The organism is Streptomyces sp. S.PB5, from assembly GCF_030403745.1.
Taxonomy (GTDB): domain Bacteria; phylum Actinomycetota; class Actinomycetes; order Streptomycetales; family Streptomycetaceae; genus Streptomyces.
The window spans coordinates 289,461-310,741 of sequence record NZ_JAQMWP010000001.1; the positions used below are offsets into that span (position 1 = coordinate 289,461).

Sequence of the window (21,281 nt, forward strand, 5' to 3'; positions counted from 1 at the left end):
CACTGTCGACAGCATGTCAACTCGGGCTCAACTCCGCTCGTTCTCCGGCACACTTGGACCATGAACGCGACTCCCGACGACCCCTTCGCGGCGGCGTTGTGCGCTCTCCTCAACCAGCCCGAGGCGCTGCGACAGCCCGGAGTCCGGGAGGCGGCCGAGCGAGCCAGGGACCTGCTGCGGGCGGGCGCGGACGCCGCCGAACTCGCCGGCCCCTACCGAGCCCTGGACACCGCGCTGCGGCAGGCGGGGGACGCGCGAGGCCTGTCCGGCGCCCGGGTCGCGAGGGCACCCGGCATCGCCCAGCACATCACGGTGGCCGTCTGCCCGGGCCCGGCCCGGTGCACCCGCGTCGAACGGGCCCGCGACCTGCTCCCCGCCCCGCCCTGCGCCGTCAACGGCGCCCGGATGCACAAACGGCGCCGGTGACCCCGCCCGGATGAACTCCCTCCTCGCCACCCTGGGCGGCAGACTCACCGAGCGCTGGCTGAACCTGCTGGTCCTGCCCGGCGCCCTCTTCCTGGCCGCGGGCGCGGTCGGCGCCACCCTGGGGCACCGCCGCTGGCACGACGTCGACCGGCTGCGCACCACGCTGGACGACCTCGCGGCCCGCCCCGCCCTCGACCGCGCCGGCACCGCCGCGCTCCTGGTCGCCCTCGTCCTGCTCGCCGCGACCGCGGCCTCACTCGCGGCGCAGTTCCTCGGCGGCGCGATCGAGCGGTACTGGCTGCGGTTCGGGAGCGACCGGCTGTCCCGTGCCCTGACCGCCCGCCGGGGACGCCGGTGGCGGGAGCTGGACACGCGGTTCGAGGCGGCCGTCACCTCTTCGGGCAGCGCCCCGGAGGCGGACGTGTCGGGGATCCAGGCGCTGGCCGAGGCCCGCGACCGCGTCGCCCTGCGCGCGCCGGCCCGCCCCACCTGGTACGGCGACCGTATGCAGGCCGCCGCGGACCGCGTCCACCTCGCCTACGGGGTGGACCTCGCCGCCCTCTGGCCGCGTCTGTGGCTGATCCTGCCCGAACCCGCCGTACGCCAGATCCAGTCCGCCCACGACTCCTTCACCGCCGCCGCCCGGCTCGCCGCCTGGGCCGTGGGATACGCCCTGCTCGCCTGCTGGTGGTGGCCGGCCGCCCTGGCCGCCGTCGGCTGCGCAGCGGTCGCCCGCTCTCGGGCCCGCGTCGCCCTGGACGCGCTGGCCGAGCTCATCGAGGCCGCGGTCGACGTCCACGGCCGAGAACTGGCCGAACGCATCGGCCTGACCGGGACGGACTCGGCGGTGCTGGACCGTCGGGTGGGGGACCGGATGTCGGAACTGTTCAGGAAGGGTGGGTGAGAAGGCCGGGTGAGTGGGTCGAGCTGGAAGGCCGGGTGAGTGGGCCGGGTGAGCGCGCCGAGCCAGAGAGCTGGGTGAGCGGGGCGAGTGAGCGGGCCGAGCCAGAGGGCCGCGTGAGCGGGCCGGGTAAGTGGGCCGAACCGGAAGGCCGGGGCGAGCCGGAGCGCCGGGTGAGCGGGGTGAGTGAGTAGGCCGAGCCAGAGGGTCGGGTGGGCGGGCCGAGCGGGAAGGCCGGGGTGGGCGGGTCGAGCCGGAGCGCCGGGTGAGTGGGGCGAGTGAGAAGGCCGGGTGAGTGGGCCGAGTCAGAGGGCCGAGCGCCAAAGCCGGGCGGGTCTCGGGGGAGGCAGGGGCGGGGCGTGTGGGACTGGGGTGCTCCTGCCTCCCTCGGGACGGGCCGGCGGCGCCGGGAAGCCGCCGGCCCGAGCAGTGCGGTCAGCCGACGCTGACCTGGAGTTCCTTCACCCCGTTGATCCACGCGGAGCGCAGCCGGCGGGGGTCGCCGGTGAGGTGGAGGCCGGGCATGGCGTCGGCGACGGCGTTGAAGATCAGGTTGATCTCCAGGACCGCCAGGGACTTGCCGAGGCAGAAGTGCGGGCCGCCGCCACCGAAGCCGAGGTGGGGGTTGGGGTCGCGGGTGATGTCGAAGGCGCCGGGGTTGTCGAAGACGTCGGGGTCGTGGTTGGCGGAGGCGTAGAAGATGCCCACCCGGTCGCCCTGCTTGATCTTCTTGCCGCCCAGCTCCGTGTCCTGGGTGGCCGTGCGCTGGAAGGAGACCACCGGGGTCCCCCAGCGGACGATCTCCTCGGCGGTCGTCGCGGGCCGCTCGCGCTTGAACAGCTCCCACTGCTCGGGGTGGGTGAGGAAGGCGTGCATGCCGTGGCTGATCGCGTTGCGGGTCGTCTCGTTGCCCGCCACCGCCAACGCCAGGACGAACATGCCGAACTCGTCCGAGCCGAGGTTGCCCTCGTCCTCCGCCGCCACCAGCGTCGTCACGATGTCCTTCGCCGGGCACTTCTTGCGTTCGGCGGCCATGTTCATGGCGTAGGCGATGACCTCCATCGCCGCCTCCTGGCCGACCTCCTCGGTGATGGCGTACTCGGGGTCGTCGTACGAGATCATCCGGTTCGACCACTCGAAGATCTTGAGGCGGTCCTCCTGGGGGATGCCGATGAGTTCGGCGATGGCCTGGAGGGGGAGTTCGCAGGCGACCTGGGTGACGAAGTCGAAGGAGCCGTCGTGGGTGGCGAGGGCGGTTTCGACGATGGACCGGGCGCGGGCGCGGAGGGTGTCCTCCAGGGCCCTGATCGAGCGTGGCGTGAAGCCGCGCTGGACGATCTGGCGGACACGGGTGTGCTCCGGGGGGTCCATGTTGAGGATGATCAGGCGCTGGGCGTCGATGGCGTCGCGCTCGATGTGCTCGTTGAAGCGGATGATCGCCGTGTTGAGCATGGAGGAGAAGAGCTCCGGGTGCGTGGAGACGTACTTGACGTCCTCGTGCCTGGTGACGGCCCAGTAGCCCTCGTCCTGGAAGCCGGCGATGTTGCCCTGCTGGGGGACCCAGTGGACGGGTTCCGTCCGGCGCAGCTCGGCGAACTCCGGCAGCGGGACGCGGTGTTGCAGAAGGTCGGGGTCGGTGAAGTCGAACCCGTCGGGCAGCGCTGGACAGGACATGAGCAACTCACTCCACTCGTCATTTTCTGACGGTCCATCAGGTCCGGTTGCCGTGAAGGTAGTAACGGGTTCTATAAGAGGCAAGAGGTGCGGCGAGCTCAATTGCTTGCACGACCCTTGCGGTTATGGACGCGAAGTCAGCAGACTGCCTGTGGAACTAGAACACGTACTAGTTCCGCGTGGCGGGCCGGGCCGGGACGCCCCCGCGCCGCGCGGGTACGGAGGAGAGGAACTCCCCATGGCCGCGGAACCCGTGATCGTCGAAGCCGTACGCACCCCCATCGGCAGGCGCGGCGGCGCGCTCGCCAACCTCCACCCCGCTTATCTTCTGGGCGAGACCTACCGTGAACTCCTCGGCCGCACCGGCATCCCCGCCGACTGCGTCGAGCAGATCGTCGGCGGCACGGTGACCCACGCCGGCGAGCAGTCCATGAACCCCGCGCGCACGGCCTGGCTGACCATGGGCCTGCCGTACGAGACGGCGGCGACGACCGTCGACTGCCAGTGCGGCTCCTCGCAGCAGGCCTCGCACATGACGGCGAACCTCGTCGCGGCGGGCGTGATCGACGTCGGCATCTCGTGCGGGGTCGAGGCGATGTCGAGGGTGCCGCTGGGGTCGGGGTCGAAGCACGGTCCGGGGAAGCCGTTCCCGGACGAGTGGAATGTGGATCTGCCGAATCAGTTCGAGGCGGCGGAGCGGATCGCCCGCCATCGGGGGCTGACCCGCGAGCACGTCGACTCGCTCGGGCTCATCTCGCAGGAGCGGGCCGCCGTCGCGTGGAGCGAGGAGCGGTTCAAGAGGGAGACGTTCGCCGTGCAGGTCCCGACGACCGAGGACGAGCAGCGTGCCGGCCAGGGCATGTGGCGGCTCGTCGACCGCGACGAGGGGCTGCGCGACACGTCCATGGAGGCGCTGGCCGGTCTGAAGCCGGTCATGCCGACCGCCATCCACACGGCGGGCAACTCGTCCCAGATCAGCGACGGCGCGGCCGCCATCATGTGGGCGTCGAAACGGATGGCACGCGCCCTGAAGCTACGGCCCCGGGCACGGATCGTCGCCCAGGCGCTCGTCGGCGCCGACCCGCACTTCCACCTCGACGGCCCGATCGACGCGACCAAGGCGGTCCTCGGCAAGGCGGGCATGTCACTGAAGGACATCGACCTCGTCGAGATCAACGAGGCCTTCGCCTCCGTGGTGCTGAGCTGGGCACAGGTCTTCGACCAGGACCTGGAGAAGGTCAACGTGAACGGCGGCGCGATCGCCCTCGGCCACCCCGTGGGAGCCACGGGCGCCCGCCTCATCACCTCCGCACTCCATGAACTGGAGCGCACGGACAAGGAGTTCGCCCTGGTGACCATGTGCGCGGGCGGCGGTCTCGCCACCGGCACGATCATCCAGCGGATCTAGGCCCGACAGCGGGTGACGCGCCCCGGCCACGTGGTTCGTACAGGTCAGTCGGCCGAGGAGAGGCGGGCGATCGCGGCGCTGGTCCTCGCCGCGGACGCCGTGTCCTCGGCCGACTCGTACAGACGCCGGGCGTCCTCGTAGTGCTCGAGCGCCTCCGTGACGTCACCCATGTGTTCCAGGGCCGTCGCCAGGCCCGCCAGGATGTTGCCGCGGAAGCGTTCGATGCCCTCGTGGGTGGCCGGGGCCATGACCGCGCGGTAGGCGGCGGCCGCCTCCTCCCAGCGGCCCAACGCCAGCAGGTCGGCGGCTATGTCGAGGTGCAGCAGGGCCTGGATGTACTCGCCCACGTCGGGAACGTCCCCGGAGGAGACACCGAGTTGGGCGCGGTGCAGGGCGAGGGCCCGCTCGGGCTGTCCGGCCGCGCGGAGGGCACTGGCGTGCTGGCGGGCGGCGACCGCCCTGCCCATCGGGTCGTCGAGGACTTCGAAGAGCTCAAGGGCCTGCTCGATCGCCCGGAGCCCTTCCGCCGGCCGGTCCTGTCCCAGGAGGGCGCCGCTCAGGTGGGCCCAGGCCCAGGCCTGCCGGTCGCGGTCCCCGGCCTCCGTCGCCAACTCCAGGGAGCGGCGGGCGTGTTCCTCGGCCTGTGCGTACTGCGCGGCGCCGACCGAGTGGGCCCAGGCCAGGCAGTGGAGCTGATGGGCCTCGGCCGCGCGGTCGCCGAGGGCCGCGGCGGAGCGGGCGCCGTGACCGAAGAGCAGGCGCCACTCGGGCCACTCGCTCCAGCGGTCGGAGAACCAGTAGAGGGTCCGTGAGGTGTGGAGGATGTGCTCATGGGCGCCCGCCTCGGCCAGCACGTCCAACGCGCCCGCCCAGTGGGCGCGTTCGGTGATGAGCCACTCCTCCGCGTCCTCCCGCGACGCCGGCGTGAACGCCGGGATGTCCCCCGGCCACGGCTGCGGCGCACCCGGCGCCTCGAAGAGACGGCCCGCCGCGGACGCCGAGCGCAGCAGCCAGTCGGCCATACGGAGACGGGCGGCCTCGGTGACCTCCGGCGGGTCCTCCTGGACCAACTGCTCACGGGCGAAGAGGCATACGAGATCGTGGAGGGCATAGCGGCCGTGTGCCGTCTCCTCCAGCAGGCCCCGGTCGACGAGCTGGTCCAGGGAGTCCTCCACCGCGATCGGGTCCCCCTCCACCAGTACGGCGGCCAGCTCCGGCCCGGTGTCGCGGCCCAAGGTGAGAGCGAGGCGGCGCAGAAGGAGGCGACGGGGGCCGGTGAGCTGGCGGTACGACAGGGCGAAGGCGCTGCGCACCGCGAGGTCGCCCGCGACCAGCCCGCTCAACCGGCGCTCCTCGTCGGCCAGTTGACCGGCGAGTCGGTCCGGTGTCCACGTGGGGCGGCTGGAGAGGCGGTTGCCGACGATCCGCAGGGCGAGGGGGAGATGGCCGCACAGGCCGGTGAGCCGCTCGATGGCCTCGGTCTGTCCGGCCGTGCGTCCCGTGCCGAGGATCCGTTCCAGCAGGGTCGCCGACTCCCGGGTGGACAGTCCGCCGAGCCGGATGCGCTGGACGCCCTCCAGGCCTGCCAGCGGCCGGCGGCCGGTGACCAGGGCGAAGCAGCCCGGGGCGTCCGGGAGGAGCGGGCGGGTGTCCGCCTCGTCGGCGGCGTCGTCGAGGACGACCAGGACGCGCCGGGCGGCGAGGGTCGCCCGGTAGACGGCCTCGCGGGTGGTGGGGTCGGCGGGGATGCGGTCGGGCGGATGGCCGAGGGCGGTGAGCAGCAGGACCAGGGCCTCGGCTGCGGGCACCGGTGACTCGCTCATGCCGTGCAGCTGGACGGTGACACAGCCGTCCGGGAAGTGGTCGGCCAGCCGGCGGGCCGCCTCCGCGGCGAGGGTCGTCTTGCCCTGGCCGCCGGGCCCGAACAGGACCACGCCACGGGTGCGCGCCGGGTCGGCGGCGAGGGCCGCGAGCGCGGCCAGTTCGTCCTCGCGACCGGTGAAGTCCGGGACCGTGCGCAGCAGATACGGCGCTGGCGGGTCCCCGCCGCGGTCCCGCCCCGCGTCGGCCAGGCGCCGCAGCCGGCCGCGCTCCTCGGCGTCGAGCTTCAGGGCGTCGGCGAGCGCCTCGACGGTACGGCGCTGAGGGCCCCGGCTGCGGCCGCGCTCCATGTCACCGAGGGCACGGACACTGACCCCGGACAGCCCGGCCAGCTCCTCCAGGGTGAGCCGGGCGGCCCGGCGCAAGGAACGCAGCGTCACACCGAACGGGGTGCCCTGCGGGAAGTCACTGATCATCAGGGCAATTCTGCCTGTGTTTCTGCCTGGAGCCCGGAGGATGGGGCTGTTGGACTGGACGTACCCCCTGCCCGTACGACCGAACGGAGACCAACCGCCATGCCGTACATCACCGTTGGTGAAGAGAACAGCGCCGAGATCGAGCTGTACTACGAGGACCACGGCACCGGACAGCCCGTCGTGCTGATCCACGGCTACCCGTTGGACGGGCACTCCTGGGAGAAGCAGCTCCCCGTCCTGCTGTCCGCCGGCTACCGGGTCATCACCTACGACCGCCGCGGCTTCGGCCGGTCCTCGCAGCCGACGACCGGCTACGACTACGACACCTTCGCCGCCGACCTCGACAAGGTGCTGACCACCCTGGACCTGACCGACGCGGTGCTTGTCGGCTTCTCCATGGGCACCGGCGAGGTGGGCCGCTACCTGGGCACGTACGGCTCGCGCCGGGTGGCCAAGGCGGTGTTCCTGGCCTCCCTGGAGCCCTTCCTGCTCAAGACCGACGACAACCCGACCGGCGTCGGCCAGGCGGTCTTCGACGGCATCCTGGAGGCCGTCACCAAGGACCGGTACGCCTACTTCACCGCGTTCTACCAGGACTTCTACAACCTGGACGAGACGCTCGGCAGCCGGATCAGCGAGGAGGCCGTGCGGGGCAGCTGGAACGTCGCGGCAGGTGCCTCCGCGCACGCCTCGGCGGCCTGCGTACCCACCTGGATCACCGACTTCCGCGCGGACATCGAGAACGTCGACGTCCCGGCGCTGATCCTGCACGGCACCGGCGACCGCATCCTGCCCATCGACGCGACCGGCCGCCCCTTCCGCGCCCTGCTGCCCTCCGCCGAGTACGTCGAGGTCGAGGGCGCGCCGCACGGGCTGCTGTGGACCCACGCCGAGGAGGTGAACGCGGCGCTGCTGGCGTTCCTCGCCAAGTAGCCCGCGAGCAGACGTCGGTCCGGGTCGCCCCCCGTTCGGCCCGGACCGATGAGTTCCGCCCGTCGCCGGCGTCATCCTTGCGTCAGACGCGAGGACGAGGAGGTGTCCGTCATGGGCGGCGGAGCGGAAGCCCTGGAGAGGCTGGGCGTACTGGTCGGGGAGTGGGAGGTGGAGGCCGACCTTCCCGGCGCGGCCGAGGGCCCGGCCGCGCGCTGCGTGTTCTCGTGGGACCTCGACGGCCGGTTCCTGGTGCAGCGCACGGAGATCCCGGTGCCCGGGGCCCCGGACAGCATGGCGGTCATCGCCGTCGACCCGGAGTCGGGGGCGTACACGTACCACTACTTCGACACGCGCGGGGTCGTACGGACGTACGGGATGACCTTCGACGGTACGGAGTGGCGGCTGCTGCGGGAGAAGGCGGACTTCTCGGCGCTGTCCTTCCGGCAGCGGTTCGCCGGGCGGGTCGAGGGTGATGTGATCCGGGGTGTCTGGGAGCTGGCGAAGGGCGAATCGGCGGACTGGGAGCGGGACTTCGGGCTCGTGTACCGGAGGCGTGGGTGACGGGGCGGGCCGAGAGCGCGCGGGAACTCCTCGACGCGGTCGCGTACATGGTGCTGGCCACCGCCGACGCGGACGGACTGCCGTGGAGTTCGCCGGTCTACTTCGCGCACGAGGGATACCGCGCGTTCTTCTGGGTGTCGTCCGCCGAGGCCACGCATTCGCGGAACATCGCGGTACGGCCCGAGGTCGGCATCTCGGTCTTCGACTCCTCCGTGCCCATCGGCACCGGCCAGGGCGTGTACATGGCGGGCGTGGCGGAGGAGGTCGTGGACGACAAGGCCGCCGAGCACGCGCTGGAGGTCTTCTCCCGGCGCTCGGTGGCGCACGGCGGCCGGGTCTGGACCCTCGACGACGTCCGGGGCGGCTCGGGGATCAGGCTGTACCGGGCGGTGGCCGCAGGCTACTCGGTCCTGGCGAAGGACGGCCGGCCGGACCACCGGATCCCGGTCGACCCGCTGTCGCCGTGATGAGCACGGCCAGCAGCTCGGCGAGCGCCAGGGCGCCCTTAGGATCGTCGGCGTAGCGGGCGATCCGCCGCACCGGACCGACCTGGTCGAGTGCGACCCCCTCCCGGGCCAGCACGAAGGCCAGGGCCAGGAAGGCGGCGCGGGCGTTGCCGTCGTCGAAGGGGTGGAAGAAGCAGACGTCGAGGTAGGCGCGGGCGGCGCGGGCGGTGAGCGGCAGCGCGGGATCGGCGGCCTCGGCGAGACAGACGTCGAGACGGGCGGGGAGATCCGCTCCGATGCCGTACCGCTCCCGGCCGCCCTTCGCATACGCCGGGTGCCGCCGGAAGGGAGCCTCGGACACGCCCAGCACGTACCGCTGCCAGCCGCTGAGCAGGCCGAAGCTCAGGGGGACACCGGCAGCGGCATCGGCACGGGCCCGCTCGAGGGCGGCGAGGAGCCGTTCGGCACGGTGCGGGGAGCGGGCGTGGTCATGGGTGCGGATGTCGTGGACGGCACCGTCACGGGCGGGGGCGGTGGGGGCGGGGGCCGGGCGGGTTCGGTGCCAGGGGATGCCGGGGCGGAGCGCCAGCCAGATGCGGAGGTGGTCGGGGGCTGAGCGGGGGCAGCCGGGGCCGGCGGCCGGGCGGTGGTCGCGTCGGTCATGGGGCGCCTCGTCGGTCGTGTGTCGTCTCGTCGCTGCGGCCCGGTCACTCGTCCAGGTAGGACTGGAGGTGCGCGGACGTGTACCGGTACCGCTCGACCGCGGCCGGGGGCTCGGCGTCCGGCTCCAGGGAGGTGGCGAGCTGCTCCGCCACCTCGTGGACCAGTTTCCCCTCCGGTGCGGTCCAGCTCGCGAAACGGCCGCCGATCGCCTCCTCGACCAGGGCGTCGGCGGTCCGGCGGTCCACGTCCCAGCGGGTGAGGAACCAGGTCAGGACCTGCCGGCAGTGGCCGTACCAGGCGTCCCCGGAGCCGGTGCGGTCCAGGACCTGGAGGATCAGGTGGTGGGTGGCGCGCTCCCACGTGTCGCGGCGGTCCTCGGCGTCCGGGGCGTCCAGCGGGTAGGCGTCGAACCGCCGGGCCAGGTACTCCAGCCACTCCCGCCACTCGCACAGCGCGCCGGCGACCCGCTCCAGGGTCTCCTCCGGTGTGCCGATCGAGTGCAGGGTGCAGCACCAGAGGCCCACGGGTCCACCGCCGAGGTCGCCCTCGTCGTGCGCCCAGCGCCAGCCGGTGCTCCAGGGGCCGTACCGCGCGATGAGGTCCGCGGTCATGGCCCTGGCCCAGTCCCAGCCCTCGGTGTGGGACCAGGAGCAGAGCCTCGCGTACTCCTCGCGCCGCTCGTCGGGATCGGACGAGCGCCTGCCGAAGGGCCGCACCGGCACCCGGCTCGCCGCGTCCAGCCCCCGGACGACGTCGAGTGCGGCGGCGGGATCGAAGGGGTGGGTGCGGGGGTCGACGTCGGACCAGGCGAGGTCGTAGGGGAGCAGTTCGCGGGACATCGTACGAACGTTCCATCGCCCGCCGTTCGCCCCGCAACCGAATTACCGGTCCCTGATCGCTACTCGCGTCCCGAGGTCAGCACCGCCAGCAGCCCCACCACTACGGCCGCGACCAGCAGCGGGAGGCCCAGCCCGTGGTCGCGTACCAGCCATGCCCCGAGCGCGGCGCCCGCGACCATCGCGGCGACCGCCGCCGTGCGGCGGACGGAGCGGGTGCCCGGGCCGTCGGCGGCGAGGCCCGTCAGGGTCATGGTCAGGACCGTGGTGGTGAGGTCGGGGACGCCGAGCCTGCGCACGGTGGCGTTGCGGAAGCCCATCGCGAGGGCCGTGACCGCGATGAGCGCGTAGACGGTGGCGGTGGCGTCCGGGGCGGCGAAGGCGACCACGGCGGACGCGGTCAGCAAGGTGGCCTCCGTGGCGAGGGTGAGCCGGGCCCAGGTCCGGCGCGGACCGCCGGCGAGGCGTGCGGCGACCCGTCCGCCGGCCGCCGCGCCGGTCACGAAGCAGCCCAGTGAGGTCAGCGTGTGCGGGACGGAGAAGCCGGGCGCGCCGGTCGCCGCGAAGCCCAGGACCACCACGTTGCCGGTCATGTTCGCGGTGAAGACATGCCCGAGGCCGAGATAGCTGACGGCGTCGATCATCCCGCTGACCGCGGTCAGCACGAGCAGCACCGGCACCAGGCGCAGGCCGCGCTCCTTTGGGGTGGACGGGCCGGACGCACCGGCCTCGGTCTGTGTGCTCACCGGGTCAGTGGAACACGGGAGGGTGAGGGGCGGGTGTACGACGACGGCGGCGCCCCTCTCCGAGAGGGGCGCCGCCGTCGTGTGTCAGTGCCGGTCGGCTCAGTACCAGCCGTTGGCCTGCCAGAAGGACCACGCGCCGGTCGGGCTGCCGTAGCGCTCGTTCATGTAGTTCAGGCCCCACTCGATCTGGGTCTCGGCGCTGGTCTTCCAGTCGGCGCCGGCGGAGGCCATCTTGGAGCCGGGGAGGGCCTGGACCAGGCCGTAGGCGCCGGAGGAGGCGTTGGTGGCGTCGACGTCCCAGCCGCTCTCGTGCTCGACGATCTTGCTGAAGGCGTTGTACTGAGCGGTGTTCGGGATCATCTGGCGCGCGATGGCCTTGGCCTCGGCGACGGAGTCGGTGGTGGCCGCCTGAGCGGGCGCCGCGGTCAGCACCAGACCTGCGGTGGCGGCGGCCATCGCGAGGGTGGTGACGGCCTTCTTGGGAGAAGCGATGCGGCGAACGATGCGGGAGACGGACACGGAGAACCTTTTCTTCGGGGACAGGGGATCGCCCGTATGTCGTGGTCGCGGTGAGCGGCTCCGACATGCGTTGGCGCCGAGGCCCGTGGGGCGGGTCGGCGCCTTGCGACGTCGTCCAGAGAAGCAGGCTCGGAGGGCGTCCGCAATGCCCCCTTTTACTAGTTGTGGTCGCATCCGGGGCGGCGGGGGCTGTTGTGACCTGGCTCTCAATGCGCAGGTCAGAGGCTGTTATGACATGGGCATGGCGTCCGAAATGCACTACTAGGGCGCATAGTGAGTGATGTGGGTCATGTGGGACGGTTCACCGGTCAACGAGCCTCGAATGTGACCGCGGTCTCGAACGCCGCCCGGCGGGTGGCTCTGCGTAGCCCCCTCAGTACCGCCGGACCGAGCAGGAAGGTCAGCACGACCGTGCACAGCGCGCGCCCCAGGTCCCAGCCGAGGGAGGTGGCCAGGCAGTACGCGACGAAGCGGGCCAGGTTCTCGGGGGCCGGCGCCGCCGGGTCGAAGGCGATGTTCGAGGCCAGGGCGCCCATGAAGGGCCAGCCGGCGAGGTTCGTCGCGGTGCCGTAGGCGAAGGCGGCCAGGAAGCCGTACAGGGCGAGCAGGCGCACCTCCGCCCGGCCGCGCAGATTCCGGCCCGGCAGCAGGCCCGCGCCCATCGTGAACCAGCCCATCGCCATCATCTGGAACGGCATCCACGGCCCCACCCCGCCCGTCAGCAGCGCCGACGCGAACATCGTCGTCGAGCCGAGGGCGAAGCCGAAGCCGGGGCCCAGGACGCGGCCGCTCAGCACCATCAGGAAGAACATCGGCTCGATACCCGCGGTGCCTGCGCCGATGGGGCGCAGTGCGGCACCCGTGGCGGCCAGTACGCCCATCATCGCCACCGCCTTCGAGTCCATGCCGGACTCCGCGATCGCCGCGGCCACCACCGCCACGAGCAGGACCAGGAGGGCCGCGAAGAGCCAGGGCGCGTCCTTGCTGTGGGCGGCTGTCTGGGAGGTGGGCGGGGCGAGGAAGGGCCAGGTGAAGGCGACGACGCCGGTGACGCTGACCAGGGCCAGGGCGGTGACGGAGCGGGGGCCCAGGCGGACGGCTCGGGTGCGGGGGTGGGGGCGGGCCTGGGGGATTCGGGTGCGGGGGCGCGGGGTGCTGTTCGGTGGGGTCATCGGAGGGCCTGCCTCACTTGCGCCACCGTCAGCCACTTCTGCGGGGCCAGGATCTTGCTGACCTGCGGGGCGAAGGAGGGGGAGGCGACGACCACGTCCGCGGCGGGGCCGTCCGCGATCACTTCGCCGTCCGCGAGGAGGATCACGCGATGGGCGATCTCGGCGGCCAGTTCCACGTCATGGGTGGCCAGGACGATGGCGTGGCCTTCGGCGGCCAGTTCCCGGAGGAGCCTGATGAGGCGGGACTTCGCCGCGTAGTCCAGCCCGCGGGTGGGCTCGTCGAGGAGGAGCAGGGGCGGACTGGCGGTGAGTACGACGGCCAGGGCGAGGGCCAGACGCTGGCCCTCGGAGAGATCGCGGGGGTGGGTGTCGTCCGTCACGCCGGGGAGGAGGGCGGTGACGAGGGTGCGGCAGGTGCCGGGGGACGCGCCCGCGTCGGCGTCGGCGGCCTCGCACTCCGCGGCGACCGTGTCCGTGTAGAGGAGGTCTCGGGGTTCCTGGGGGACCAGGCCCACGTGGTGCACGAGGGTCTTCGGGGGTGTGCGGTGGGGGGTCCGTCCGGCGACCCGGACTGTGCCGGCGGTGGGTTCCACCAGGCCCACGAGCGTGTTGAGGAGGGTGGACTTGCCCGCGCCGTTGCGGCCCATCAGGGCGATGGTCTCGCCCGGGGTGACGGTGAGGGTGATGTCGCGGAGGGCTTGGACCCGGTCCCGGCGGACCGAGAGGGCCTGGACCTCGGCGGGGACGGGGGACGCGGGGGCTGGAGGAGCCGGGGTGGGGCGCTTGCGGAGGAAGAAGAGGCGACGGCCGGTGGGGGCGGGGTCGCTCGCCCGGACCGGCGGGGTGCCGCCTCCCTCGGGGGTGTCGGCAGCCTCCCCTGGCCGCGTGGCCGCCCGCAGGCCGGATGTGTTGCGGGGTGCTGCCTGCTCAGGGGCACGGTGGTCCGCGGGCTCTTTGGAGGTCGAGCCGGCGGTCGTGTCGGCGGTCGAGCCGGCGGTCGTGTCGGTGGGGCGCGGATGGCTGCCGGCCGGGTCCGCCAAGCGTTCCCGCAGGTCCGCCGCCCGGCGCCGCGCGTCGCGGATCGTCAGCGGCAGGGGGGACCAGCCCGCCAGTCTGCCCAGGTCCACCACCGGCGGGTACACCGGGGACACGGCCATGATCTCGGCCGGGGTGCCGAGGACCGGGGCCGAGCCCTCGGCCGGCAACAGGGCTACCTGGTCGGCGTACTGGATCACTCGCTCCAGACGGTGCTCGGCCATGAGGACCGTGGTGCCCAGGTCGTGGACCAGACGTTGGAGGACGGCGAGGACCTCCTCCGCGGCGGCGGGGTCCAGGGCCGAGGTCGGTTCGTCGAGGACGAGGACCCTGGGGTGCGGGGTGAGGACCGAGCCGATCGCCACGCGTTGCTGCTGGCCGCCGGAGAGGGTGGTGATGGAGCGGGTGCGGAGGGCTGTCAGGCCCAGGAGATCCAGGGTCTCCTCCACCCGGCGGCGCATCACGTCCGGTGCCAGACCCAGCGACTCCATGCCGTAGGCGAGCTCGTCCTCGACCGTGTCCGTGACGAAGTGGGCGAGCGGGTCCTGGCCCACGGTGCCCACCACGTCCGCGAGTTCACGTGGTCTGTGGGTACGGGTGTCCCGGCCGGCCACCGTGACGCGGCCGCGCAGGGTGCCGCCGGTGAAGTGGGGGACCAGCCCGCAGACGGAGTTGAGGATCGTCGACTTGCCGGTGCCGGACGGGCCCACCAGGAGGACCAGTTCGCCTTCCGGGACGTCGAGGTCCACACCCCTGACGGCGGGTTCGGACGCTCCGTCGTACGTCACGGAGACATCCTCGAAGCGGATCACGACGGCTCCTTGTGCGGGACGTTGGGTGCGATGAAGGCGGGGAGCAGGCCGAGGAGGATCGCCGCCGCGGGCCACAGGGGGAGGGTGGGGGCGACCAGGGGGATCACGCCCGGGTTCAGGGCGGCCGGGTCGCGGGTGGCCGCGACCGCCAGTGCCGCCGCCACCGTCGCGCCGGAAGCGGTGACCAGCCACGCGCGCGTGCCCCACGGGTCCGGGCGGTAGCGGGTGCGAGGGGTGCGGCGGCCCCCGAGGCGCAGGCCTGCCAGGGCGGCGGCCGCTCCGGCGAGGAGGACGGGCATGCCGTACGCGGCTCCCTCGGCGGTGAGCAGGCCGTATGTTCCGCCGCAGATGCCCAGCAGGCCACCGAGGGTGAGAGCCGTCGTCGTACGGCGGACTCCGCGCGGGACGTCGGCGGTGCGGCCGTATCCGCGGGCGTCCATCGCAGCGGCGAGGGCGATGGAGCGTTCGAGGGCGCCCTCCAGGACGGGGAGGGCGACCTGGAGGAGGCCGCGGATTCCGTTGTCCGGGCGGCCTCGCAGACGGCGGGCGGCGCGCAGCCGTTGGACGTCGGCGATGAGGCTGGGGGCGAAGGTGAGGGCCACGACGACCGCCACGCCCATCTCGTACAGGGCGCCGGGGAGGGATTTGAGGAGGCGGCTGGGGTTGGCGAGGGCGTTCGCCCCGCCCACGCAGATGAGGAGCGTGGCCAGCTTCAGGCCGTCGTAGAACGCGAAGGTGAGGGTTTCCGCGGTCACCTTGCCGCCCAGGCGGATGCCCTGCGCCCAGTCGGGGAGGGGGAGTTCGGGGAGGATGACGATCACATGGGTGCCGGGGAGGGGGGAGCCGAGGGTGATCGCGAAGGTGAGGCGGATGAGGAGGACGGCGAGGGCGAGTTTGACGAAGGCGGAGTAGGAGCGGGACCAGGGGGCGTCCGGGCGGCAGGTGACCACCACATAGGCGGAGGTGGCGATGAGGAGGGCGAGGAGGAGGGGGTTGGTGGTGCGGGTGGCCGCGATACCGAGGGAGAGGGCCCACAGCCACCAGGCGCCGGGGTGCAGGGTGCGCTGCAGAGGTGCCTGGTGGTGGTGGGGCAGGGGCTGCGGCTGGGCGGGGGGCGGGGCGCTCGCCGACGCCGGCCGGGTGCCGACTGCGCCTGTCCGTTCTGCCCTCGGAGGCATGCCTGCGCCGCCTGCCCGTACCGTCCTCGGCGGCACGCCTGCGTCTGTCTGTTCGGTACTCGGCGGCACGACTGCGCCTCCCCTTGCCGTCCTCGACGGCACGCCCGCCCCCGGGCCGGGCTGCTCCGGTTCATCGCGCATTCCTGCGCCGCCTCGCCTGCCACATCGCCGCCGCGCCCAGTGCCGCCACCGCCGCCGTGCCCGCGAGCAGGCCCACCGACGGGCCTCCGTCCGGGTCGGGCTCCGTCCTCGCCGCTCCCGTCGACCGCTCGCCCGTCGACGTCTCGCCGGTCGTCTTCTCCCCTGACGCCACCTGCTCCCCGCACCCCGTCTCCGGGTATCCGGCGATGGCGCACAGCAGGGCGTTGGTGTCGTAGCGCAGGGGTTTGGCCACCGCCGCCAGGGCCTCCGCCGTCGTCGCGTCCTCGGCGACGAGGGCGCAGGCCGTGCGCGGGGCGGGCGGGGTCTCGCCGGACGGGGCGTCCGAGGACGTGCCGAAGTCGATGACCAGGGCCACCCGCTTCCGGCCGTCCGCCGCCGGTGTCTTGGCGCAGATCGTCTCGAAGGACGCCGTGCCGCGTGGCTTCGTCGCGTCCGACGTGTCCTCGCTGACCGCGAAGCGGAAGCCCTGGAGGTCGCCGTCGGAGGGGACGACGGTGGCGGGGCCCTGGGTGGCGTAGATCCAGGCGGAGCCCGTGCGGTCCCAGAAGGACCAGTAGCGGTATCCGGCGGCCTGGGCGGACCACGGGGCCAGGGCCGTCAGGAGGAACGCGGCCAGGAGGAGGGCTGCGGCGCGGCGGTGCTTCACGGCTGCTGCCTCTTCCTGCGGCCGCTGAGGAGGATGCCGACGCCGGCGCCCGCGGCGAGACCGGCGAGCACGGTCCACCAGACGGCGTTGCCGGAACCGTCGTCGCCGTCCTTCGCGGCCGGTTCCTCGGCGGCGGCCTTCTTCGGCGCCGGTCCCGTCGCGTTGAGCTGCTCGACGAGGTCGGCGCCGCCGAAGTCACGGGGGTCGGCGCCCGCCACATCGGCGGCGATGATCAGCTGGGCGTAGGCCGCGGGGCCGCTCTGCCGCGCCCAGGCGGCGGAGTTCTTCTCCAGCCAGCGCAGGGGCTTCTGCGCCGCCTTCTCTCCGCCCTGTACGGCGAGGGCGACCACCGCGTCCGCGGTGTTGCCGTAGTCGGGCTGGTCCTCGGAGCCGGGGAGCGAGGACTTGAGGTAGCCGTCCTTCCGCACCGCCCGCGCCAGGTAGGCGCCGCCGCCGTTGGCCGCGGCCTGCTCGGGGTTCGCGCTGTCCGTGCAGCCGCCCTTCGTCCCGTCCTCGGCCTGCGCCGTCAGCATGCCCATGCCCATCGCGCCGACGACAGCCGCCGCCGTCGCGTCCGCGTTGGCCGCCAGCTTGCCCTTCTTGTCCGGCTGGTAGGCGAAGGCGCCGCCCTGGGCGCACGGCAGGGACAGGTCCAGCAGGGCGTCGAAGGGCGACTTGCCGTACTTGCTGACGTGCGAGGCGGGGTAGCCGCCCAGGGCGTTGAGCGCACCGATCACCACGGACGTCGAGTTGGCGTCGCTGGCCCCGCCGGGCGTGTAGCCCCAGCCGCCGTCCTTGTTCTGCACGGACCTCAGCCAGGTCCGCGCCTTGCTGATCTCGATGTCGTGCCCGCCGACCGCGGCCAGGGCCTGGAGGGCGGCGGCGGTGCTGTTGGTGTCGACCTGCGTCTTCGCGTCGCACGCCTTGCCGGTATCGGCGCGGAACGCCGCGAACGCCCCGTCGGCGCACTGCTGTCCCACCAGCCAGTCGACCGCCTCGGCGGCCGGTTCCACATCCGCCCGGTGCTGTGCGATCAGCGCCAGCGACTGCCGCCACACCCCGTCGAACGCCGGGTCGGCCTTCCCGTACAGCCCGTCCGGTATCGCCACCGACGGCGACGGAGCGGGGCTCGCGGCCACGGCCGGCGTGGCCGTGCCGATCACTGCGGTGGCGGCCAGGACCGCGGCGCTGCGGCGGACGTTCATGATCGGCGGGTGCCTCTCCCTGAAAGGGAGCCGGGCAGCGCGGGACACCCCGGCGGCTCGGCTCCGTATACCTCGACGGTGCCCCGCACCGGCCGGTTGCCGGTGCGCGCGAGCCGGTCACAAGTACCGCGCGGGGCGATCCGGCTCGCCGGCTCGCGGGGGAGGCGGCTCACGATGGGGGTACCTCCCAGGCCCTTAAGGCACTGGGGGAGGGTCAGCGCCGGATTTGCACCGGCTTCCCCCCGTACGGGTGTGATGACGACCCGGCCACTCTACCGGCCCGTAACGAACGCCCTGAGGGGTGGCCGTGCGCCCGGTAGGTTCGGCGGCATGGGGATCACCACGGGGAGACTGATCGGCTCGGGGCGGGCGTCCGACGTGTACGAGATCGACGACGAGTGGGTGCTGCGGCGGGCCCGGGACACCTACAGCGACGCCCTCGCCGAGGCCGCCGTCATGGAGCGGGTGCGGGGGCACGGGTACCCGGTGCCGAAGGTGCGCATCGAGGACTCCTCGCGCACCGAGCTGGTGATGGAACGGCTGCACGGGCCGACGATGCTGGCGGCGTTCGGCGCCGGGGAGATCGGGGCGGAGCGGGCGGGCGCCATCGTCGCCGAACTGCTCGTACGGCTGCATGCCGTCCCGGGGCGCGTCGTCCATCTGGATCTGCACCCCGACAATGTCATGCTCACCCCGGACGGGCCGTACGTCATCGACTGGGCCAACGCCGAGGAGGGCGACCCCGGTCTCGACTGGGGGATCTCGGCGTTGATCCTCGCCCAGGTCGCCGTGGACGACGGGCCGTTCGCCGGGCCCGCGCGCACCATGCTGGCCGCGCTCCTCGCCGACCCCTCGCACCTCACCGGGACGGGTCTGGCCGAGGCGCGGCGACGGCGGGCCGCCAACCCGACCATGAGCCGCCGGGAGGTCGAACTCCTGGGGGTGGCGGAGGAGTTGGTCCGCTCCCTTAAGTGAGGCGATCGGAACGTGTCCCGGGGTGCCGTGAATCGGTCGATCCCGGTGCTCCTTCGATCTCGACCGGTCGCACGTGGCGGGTCCCCCGACCCGGCGATCACACTGGTGCCGTGCCCACCGAGAAGGCCGTGCACGGCCCAGGGAACCTGCCGCCCGATCCCCGCGGCTTCGTCGGACGGCGGCGTGAACTCGCCTTGCTGGCCGAGGAGTTGGAGAACGGCCGGGGACGCCTGGTGACGCTCGTCGGGGTGGGCGGCGTCGGCAAGACGCGGCTCGCGCGGCAGGCGGCGGAGCGGGCGAGGTGGATGTATCCCGACGGGGTCCGGCTGGTGGAGCTGTCCTGGCTGCGGAGCGGGGGACAGGTGCCGCTGGCGGTGATGGAGGCGCTGGGACTCGCCGACCAGACGACGGGCTCGGCTGCCGAGGCGCTGTGTGCCTGGGCGCGGGACAAGCGGCTGCTGCTCGTCCTGGACTCCTGCGAGCCGGTGCTGGGGGGCTGTGTGACGCTGGTGGCGGACCTCCTCGCGGCGGCACCCGGAGTGCGGATACTGGCCACCAGCCGCGAGGTGCTGGGGCTGCCCGGGGAGCGGGTCGTGGACGTCGGCCCGCTGCCGGTGGGGGACGGGAAGGGCGAACTGGCCGAGGCCGAGGCCCTGTTCGCCCAGCGGGCCATGAGCGTCCGCACCGGATTCGTCGTCGAGGGCGGCAACCGGCAGCGGGTCACCGACATCTGCCGGGCCCTCGACGGTATTCCGCTGGCCATCGAACTCGCCGCCGCACGGCTGGAGTCGTACTCCCTGGACAAGCTGCACCAGGTGCTCGGCGACCGGCTGTGCTCCCGCTTCGATCTGCTCACGTCCGAGGGCGGGACGGGGGCGCCCCGGCACTGGACCCTGCGCACCACCATCGGCTGGAGCAACGAACTGTGCGCACCGCTGGAGCGGCTGCTGTGGGCGCGGCTGTCGGTGTTCGCCGGCACGTTCACGACGGGCGCCGCGACCTGGGTGTGCTCGGGCGGTCCACTGCCGGCCGACCAGGTGGAGGATGTGCTGTTGCGCCTGGTGCGGCAGTCCGTCGTGCTGCGCCATCCCACCGACGCGGAGCGCTTCCGGCTGCTGGACACGGTGCGTGAGTACGGCGCCGACTGGCTGCGCGGGCTGGGCGAGGAGGAGGCCGTACGGCTGCGGCACCGGGAGCACTACCGGCGGTTCGCGCGGGAGGCCTGCTCCGACTGGAACACCGGACGTCAAGTGGCCTGGTGCGAAAGGATCTTCGCCGAGCAGGCGAACCTGCGGGCGGCGATGGACGGCGCTCTGGCCGAACCGGACGGCCGGGTGGCGCTGGAGATGGCGGGCACCATCGGCTTCCTGTGGCGGCACTGCGGCCTGATGCGCGACGCCCAGCGCTGCCTCGATCTGGTGCTCGCCACCGAACACGAACTGGGCGAGCCGCTGCTCAGGGCCGTGTGGGCGCGGGCGACCGTGGCGGTGAACCAGGGAGACGCGGCCGCCGCACGCTCATGGGCGGACCGCTGCGCCGCCGTCGTACGCCAACTGGACGACCCGGCCGCGACCGAGGCCGCCACCTACCCCGGCCACGCGCAGCTGATCATGATGGGCCAACTGGAGGAGACGCTCTGCCGGTTGGAGACGGTGGTGCCCGCGCCCCTGATGTCGGACTGGCGCGGTTCAGCCCAGCTCCAGGCACGTCTGACGGCGGCCATCACCCACATGCTGCGCGGCGAGTTCGAGGACGCGCGACGGGTGGCCATCGAGGTCCAGGAGCAGAGCGCGCGGTGCGGTGAGCGCTGGACCGGGGCCTTCGCGATCGGGGTCGTCGCCAGGGCCGACCTCGCACAGGGCCGGGCCGAGGCCGCCCTGGACAACGCCCGTGCCGCGGTGTCGGGACACCGCCTGATGCACAACACGGCCGGGATCGCCTTCTGCATCGACATCCTGGCGGCCGCGGAGGCCGGGGTCGAGGACGGTGACGTGTTGCGGGCGACCCGGCTGCATGGCGTCACCAGGCGTGCCTGGGAGCCGCTCGGCCGTGAGCAGTTCAGTCTGGCCACGCTGATCGCGGCCCGCCAGGAGCGCGAACGCGCCCTCCGCGCCCGCCTCGGCGACGAGGCCTTCGAGCAGGCCTACGCCGAAGGCCTCGCCATGTCCTACGACGAGGGTCTCGACTACGCGCTCGCGGCGGACACCTGAGGCGTCGGCCCGCCGAACGGCAGATGCAGCGCCCGCGACGCCAGCAGCCATGTCCCGTCGGGCGACCGGCGGAAGGTGTCCTCGTAGTGCCCGACCTGCACCGGTGGTCCCGGCGGGACGATTCCACCGGTGTATCCGTCGACGCGGTACGTCGTGAAGTACGAGGTCGCCGTCGCCGTATCGGATGAAGTGACCGTGACCAGGACGTTGGACATGACCCGCCGCGACAGCCGGTCGCCGGGGCGCGACCCGAAGTACGCCCGGATCGCCGCCCGTCCGTCGCAGCGCCGTCCGTCACCCGGTGCGGGCCACTCCCACGAGCCGTCCTCGGTGAACAGCTCGGCCACGGAGCCGGGGTCGCCGATGTCGAGCCGGTGGACGAAGTCGACGACGAGGCGCTCGCAGGCGCGCTCGGCGAGGAGTTGCTGCAAGGGGTCCATGGTCGTTGGTACCAACCACCGGCCCCGGGACGCCAC

Annotated in this window: 20 protein-coding genes; 8 read left to right on the top strand and 12 right to left on the bottom strand. The window is 73.1% G+C overall.

The genetic code is table 11. The annotated features are described in order from the left end of the window. Positions 1–60: 60 nt before the first annotated feature. Positions 61–426, top strand: a complete 366-nt coding sequence (locus tag PH203_RS01340) for a hypothetical protein (protein WP_289915091.1) — start codon at positions 61–63, stop codon at positions 424–426. Between the two features lie 10 nt (positions 427–436). Continuing rightward, complete coding sequence (locus tag PH203_RS01345; protein WP_289915093.1) at positions 437–1,330, top strand: hypothetical protein; 894 nt, start codon at positions 437–439, stop codon at positions 1,328–1,330. A 432-nt stretch (positions 1,331–1,762) separates the two neighbouring features. On the opposite strand, the gene PH203_RS01350 is transcribed toward PH203_RS01345, so the two are convergent. Next, positions 1,763–3,001, bottom strand: coding sequence for a cytochrome P450 (locus PH203_RS01350; protein WP_289915096.1), 1,239 nt, complete (start codon positions 2,999–3,001; stop codon positions 1,763–1,765). A 238-nt stretch (positions 3,002–3,239) separates the two neighbouring features. Between PH203_RS01350 and PH203_RS01355 the strand changes: the two genes are divergently transcribed. Then, positions 3,240–4,409 carry a steroid 3-ketoacyl-CoA thiolase gene (locus tag PH203_RS01355; RefSeq protein WP_289915098.1) on the top strand — a complete coding sequence of 390 codons (1,170 nt, stop codon included), beginning with the start codon at positions 3,240–3,242 and terminating at the stop codon, positions 4,407–4,409. A 44-nt stretch (positions 4,410–4,453) separates the two neighbouring features. Here PH203_RS01355 and PH203_RS01360 read toward each other — a convergent pair whose 3' ends face one another. Continuing rightward, positions 4,454–6,706 carry an XRE family transcriptional regulator gene (locus PH203_RS01360; protein WP_289915101.1) on the bottom strand — a complete coding sequence of 751 codons (2,253 nt, stop codon included), beginning with the start codon at positions 6,704–6,706 and terminating at the stop codon, positions 4,454–4,456. Between the two features lie 99 nt (positions 6,707–6,805). On the opposite strand from PH203_RS01360, the gene PH203_RS01365 reads away from it, so the two are divergent. The 3 genes from PH203_RS01365 (at position 6,806) to PH203_RS01375 (ending at position 8,667) form a co-directional block, all read left to right on the top strand. Continuing rightward, positions 6,806–7,639 (top strand): alpha/beta hydrolase, encoded by an 834-nt coding sequence (locus PH203_RS01365; RefSeq protein WP_289915102.1) that lies wholly within the window; start codon positions 6,806–6,808, stop codon positions 7,637–7,639. Between the two features lie 111 nt (positions 7,640–7,750). Beyond that, positions 7,751–8,200 carry a hypothetical protein gene (locus PH203_RS01370; RefSeq protein WP_289915105.1) on the top strand — a complete coding sequence of 150 codons (450 nt, stop codon included), beginning with the start codon at positions 7,751–7,753 and terminating at the stop codon, positions 8,198–8,200. Then, the gene (locus tag PH203_RS01375; protein WP_289915107.1) at positions 8,197–8,667 is read left to right on the top strand and encodes a pyridoxamine 5'-phosphate oxidase family protein; all 471 of its coding nucleotides are present in this window, start codon (positions 8,197–8,199) and stop codon (positions 8,665–8,667) included. Before PH203_RS01370 ends, PH203_RS01375 begins: the two co-directional genes overlap by 4 nt. On the opposite strand, the gene PH203_RS01380 is transcribed toward PH203_RS01375, so the two are convergent. The 9 genes from PH203_RS01380 to PH203_RS01420 all read right to left on the bottom strand — a co-directional run bounded on the left by PH203_RS01380 (position 8,573) and on the right by PH203_RS01420 (position 17,620). Next, positions 8,573–9,007: a Fic family protein gene (locus PH203_RS01380; protein ID WP_289915109.1), complete on the bottom strand. Its 435-nt coding sequence runs from the start codon at positions 9,005–9,007 to the stop codon at positions 8,573–8,575. The two genes, PH203_RS01375 and PH203_RS01380, sit on opposite strands and share 95 nt — an antisense overlap. 346 nt (positions 9,008–9,353) lie before the next feature. Next, positions 9,354–10,148 (bottom strand): hypothetical protein, encoded by a 795-nt coding sequence (locus PH203_RS01385; protein WP_289915111.1) that lies wholly within the window; start codon positions 10,146–10,148, stop codon positions 9,354–9,356. Positions 10,149–10,207: 59 nt separating this feature from the next. Continuing rightward, entirely contained in the window at positions 10,208–10,891 is a 684-nt protein-coding gene (locus PH203_RS01390; RefSeq protein ID WP_289915112.1) for a YoaK family protein, read from the bottom strand. A 99-nt stretch (positions 10,892–10,990) separates the two neighbouring features. After that, positions 10,991–11,410, bottom strand: coding sequence for a transglycosylase SLT domain-containing protein (locus PH203_RS01395; RefSeq protein ID WP_289915114.1), 420 nt, complete (start codon positions 11,408–11,410; stop codon positions 10,991–10,993). A 308-nt stretch (positions 11,411–11,718) separates the two neighbouring features. Beyond that, a complete protein-coding gene (locus PH203_RS01400; RefSeq protein ID WP_289915116.1) occupies positions 11,719–12,582 on the bottom strand; it encodes an ECF transporter S component in 864 nt (287 codons plus the stop codon). Further along, on the bottom strand, positions 12,579–14,429 hold the full coding sequence (locus PH203_RS01405; protein WP_289915118.1) for an ABC transporter ATP-binding protein: 1,851 nt from the start codon (positions 14,427–14,429) through the stop codon (positions 12,579–12,581). Before PH203_RS01405 ends, PH203_RS01400 begins: the two co-directional genes overlap by 4 nt. Then, the gene (locus PH203_RS01410; RefSeq protein ID WP_289915120.1) at positions 14,426–15,607 is read right to left on the bottom strand and encodes an energy-coupling factor transporter transmembrane component T; all 1,182 of its coding nucleotides are present in this window, start codon (positions 15,605–15,607) and stop codon (positions 14,426–14,428) included. Before PH203_RS01410 ends, PH203_RS01405 begins: the two co-directional genes overlap by 4 nt. 130 nt (positions 15,608–15,737) lie before the next feature. Next, positions 15,738–16,415: an SCO2322 family protein gene (locus PH203_RS01415; RefSeq protein ID WP_289915121.1), complete on the bottom strand. Its 678-nt coding sequence runs from the start codon at positions 16,413–16,415 to the stop codon at positions 15,738–15,740. Further along, a complete protein-coding gene (locus PH203_RS01420) occupies positions 16,412–17,620 on the bottom strand; it encodes a prenyltransferase/squalene oxidase repeat-containing protein (RefSeq protein WP_289915123.1) in 1,209 nt (402 codons plus the stop codon). The genes PH203_RS01415 and PH203_RS01420 overlap by 4 nt, the downstream gene beginning before the upstream one ends. 330 nt (positions 17,621–17,950) lie before the next feature. Here PH203_RS01420 and PH203_RS01425 point away from each other — a divergent pair, with 330 nt between their 5' ends. Both PH203_RS01425 and PH203_RS01430 read left to right on the top strand, forming a co-directional pair. Then, positions 17,951–18,595, top strand: a complete 645-nt coding sequence (locus tag PH203_RS01425) for a phosphotransferase (protein WP_289915127.1) — start codon at positions 17,951–17,953, stop codon at positions 18,593–18,595. Between the two features lie 110 nt (positions 18,596–18,705). Continuing rightward, positions 18,706–20,805, top strand: a complete 2,100-nt coding sequence (locus tag PH203_RS01430) for an NB-ARC domain-containing protein (protein WP_289915129.1) — start codon at positions 18,706–18,708, stop codon at positions 20,803–20,805. Here the strand turns inward: PH203_RS01430 and PH203_RS01435 are convergent. Next, positions 20,781–21,245 carry a nuclear transport factor 2 family protein gene (locus PH203_RS01435; protein ID WP_289915131.1) on the bottom strand — a complete coding sequence of 155 codons (465 nt, stop codon included), beginning with the start codon at positions 21,243–21,245 and terminating at the stop codon, positions 20,781–20,783. The genes PH203_RS01430 and PH203_RS01435 overlap by 25 nt on opposite strands. Positions 21,246–21,281: the final 36 nt, after the last annotated feature.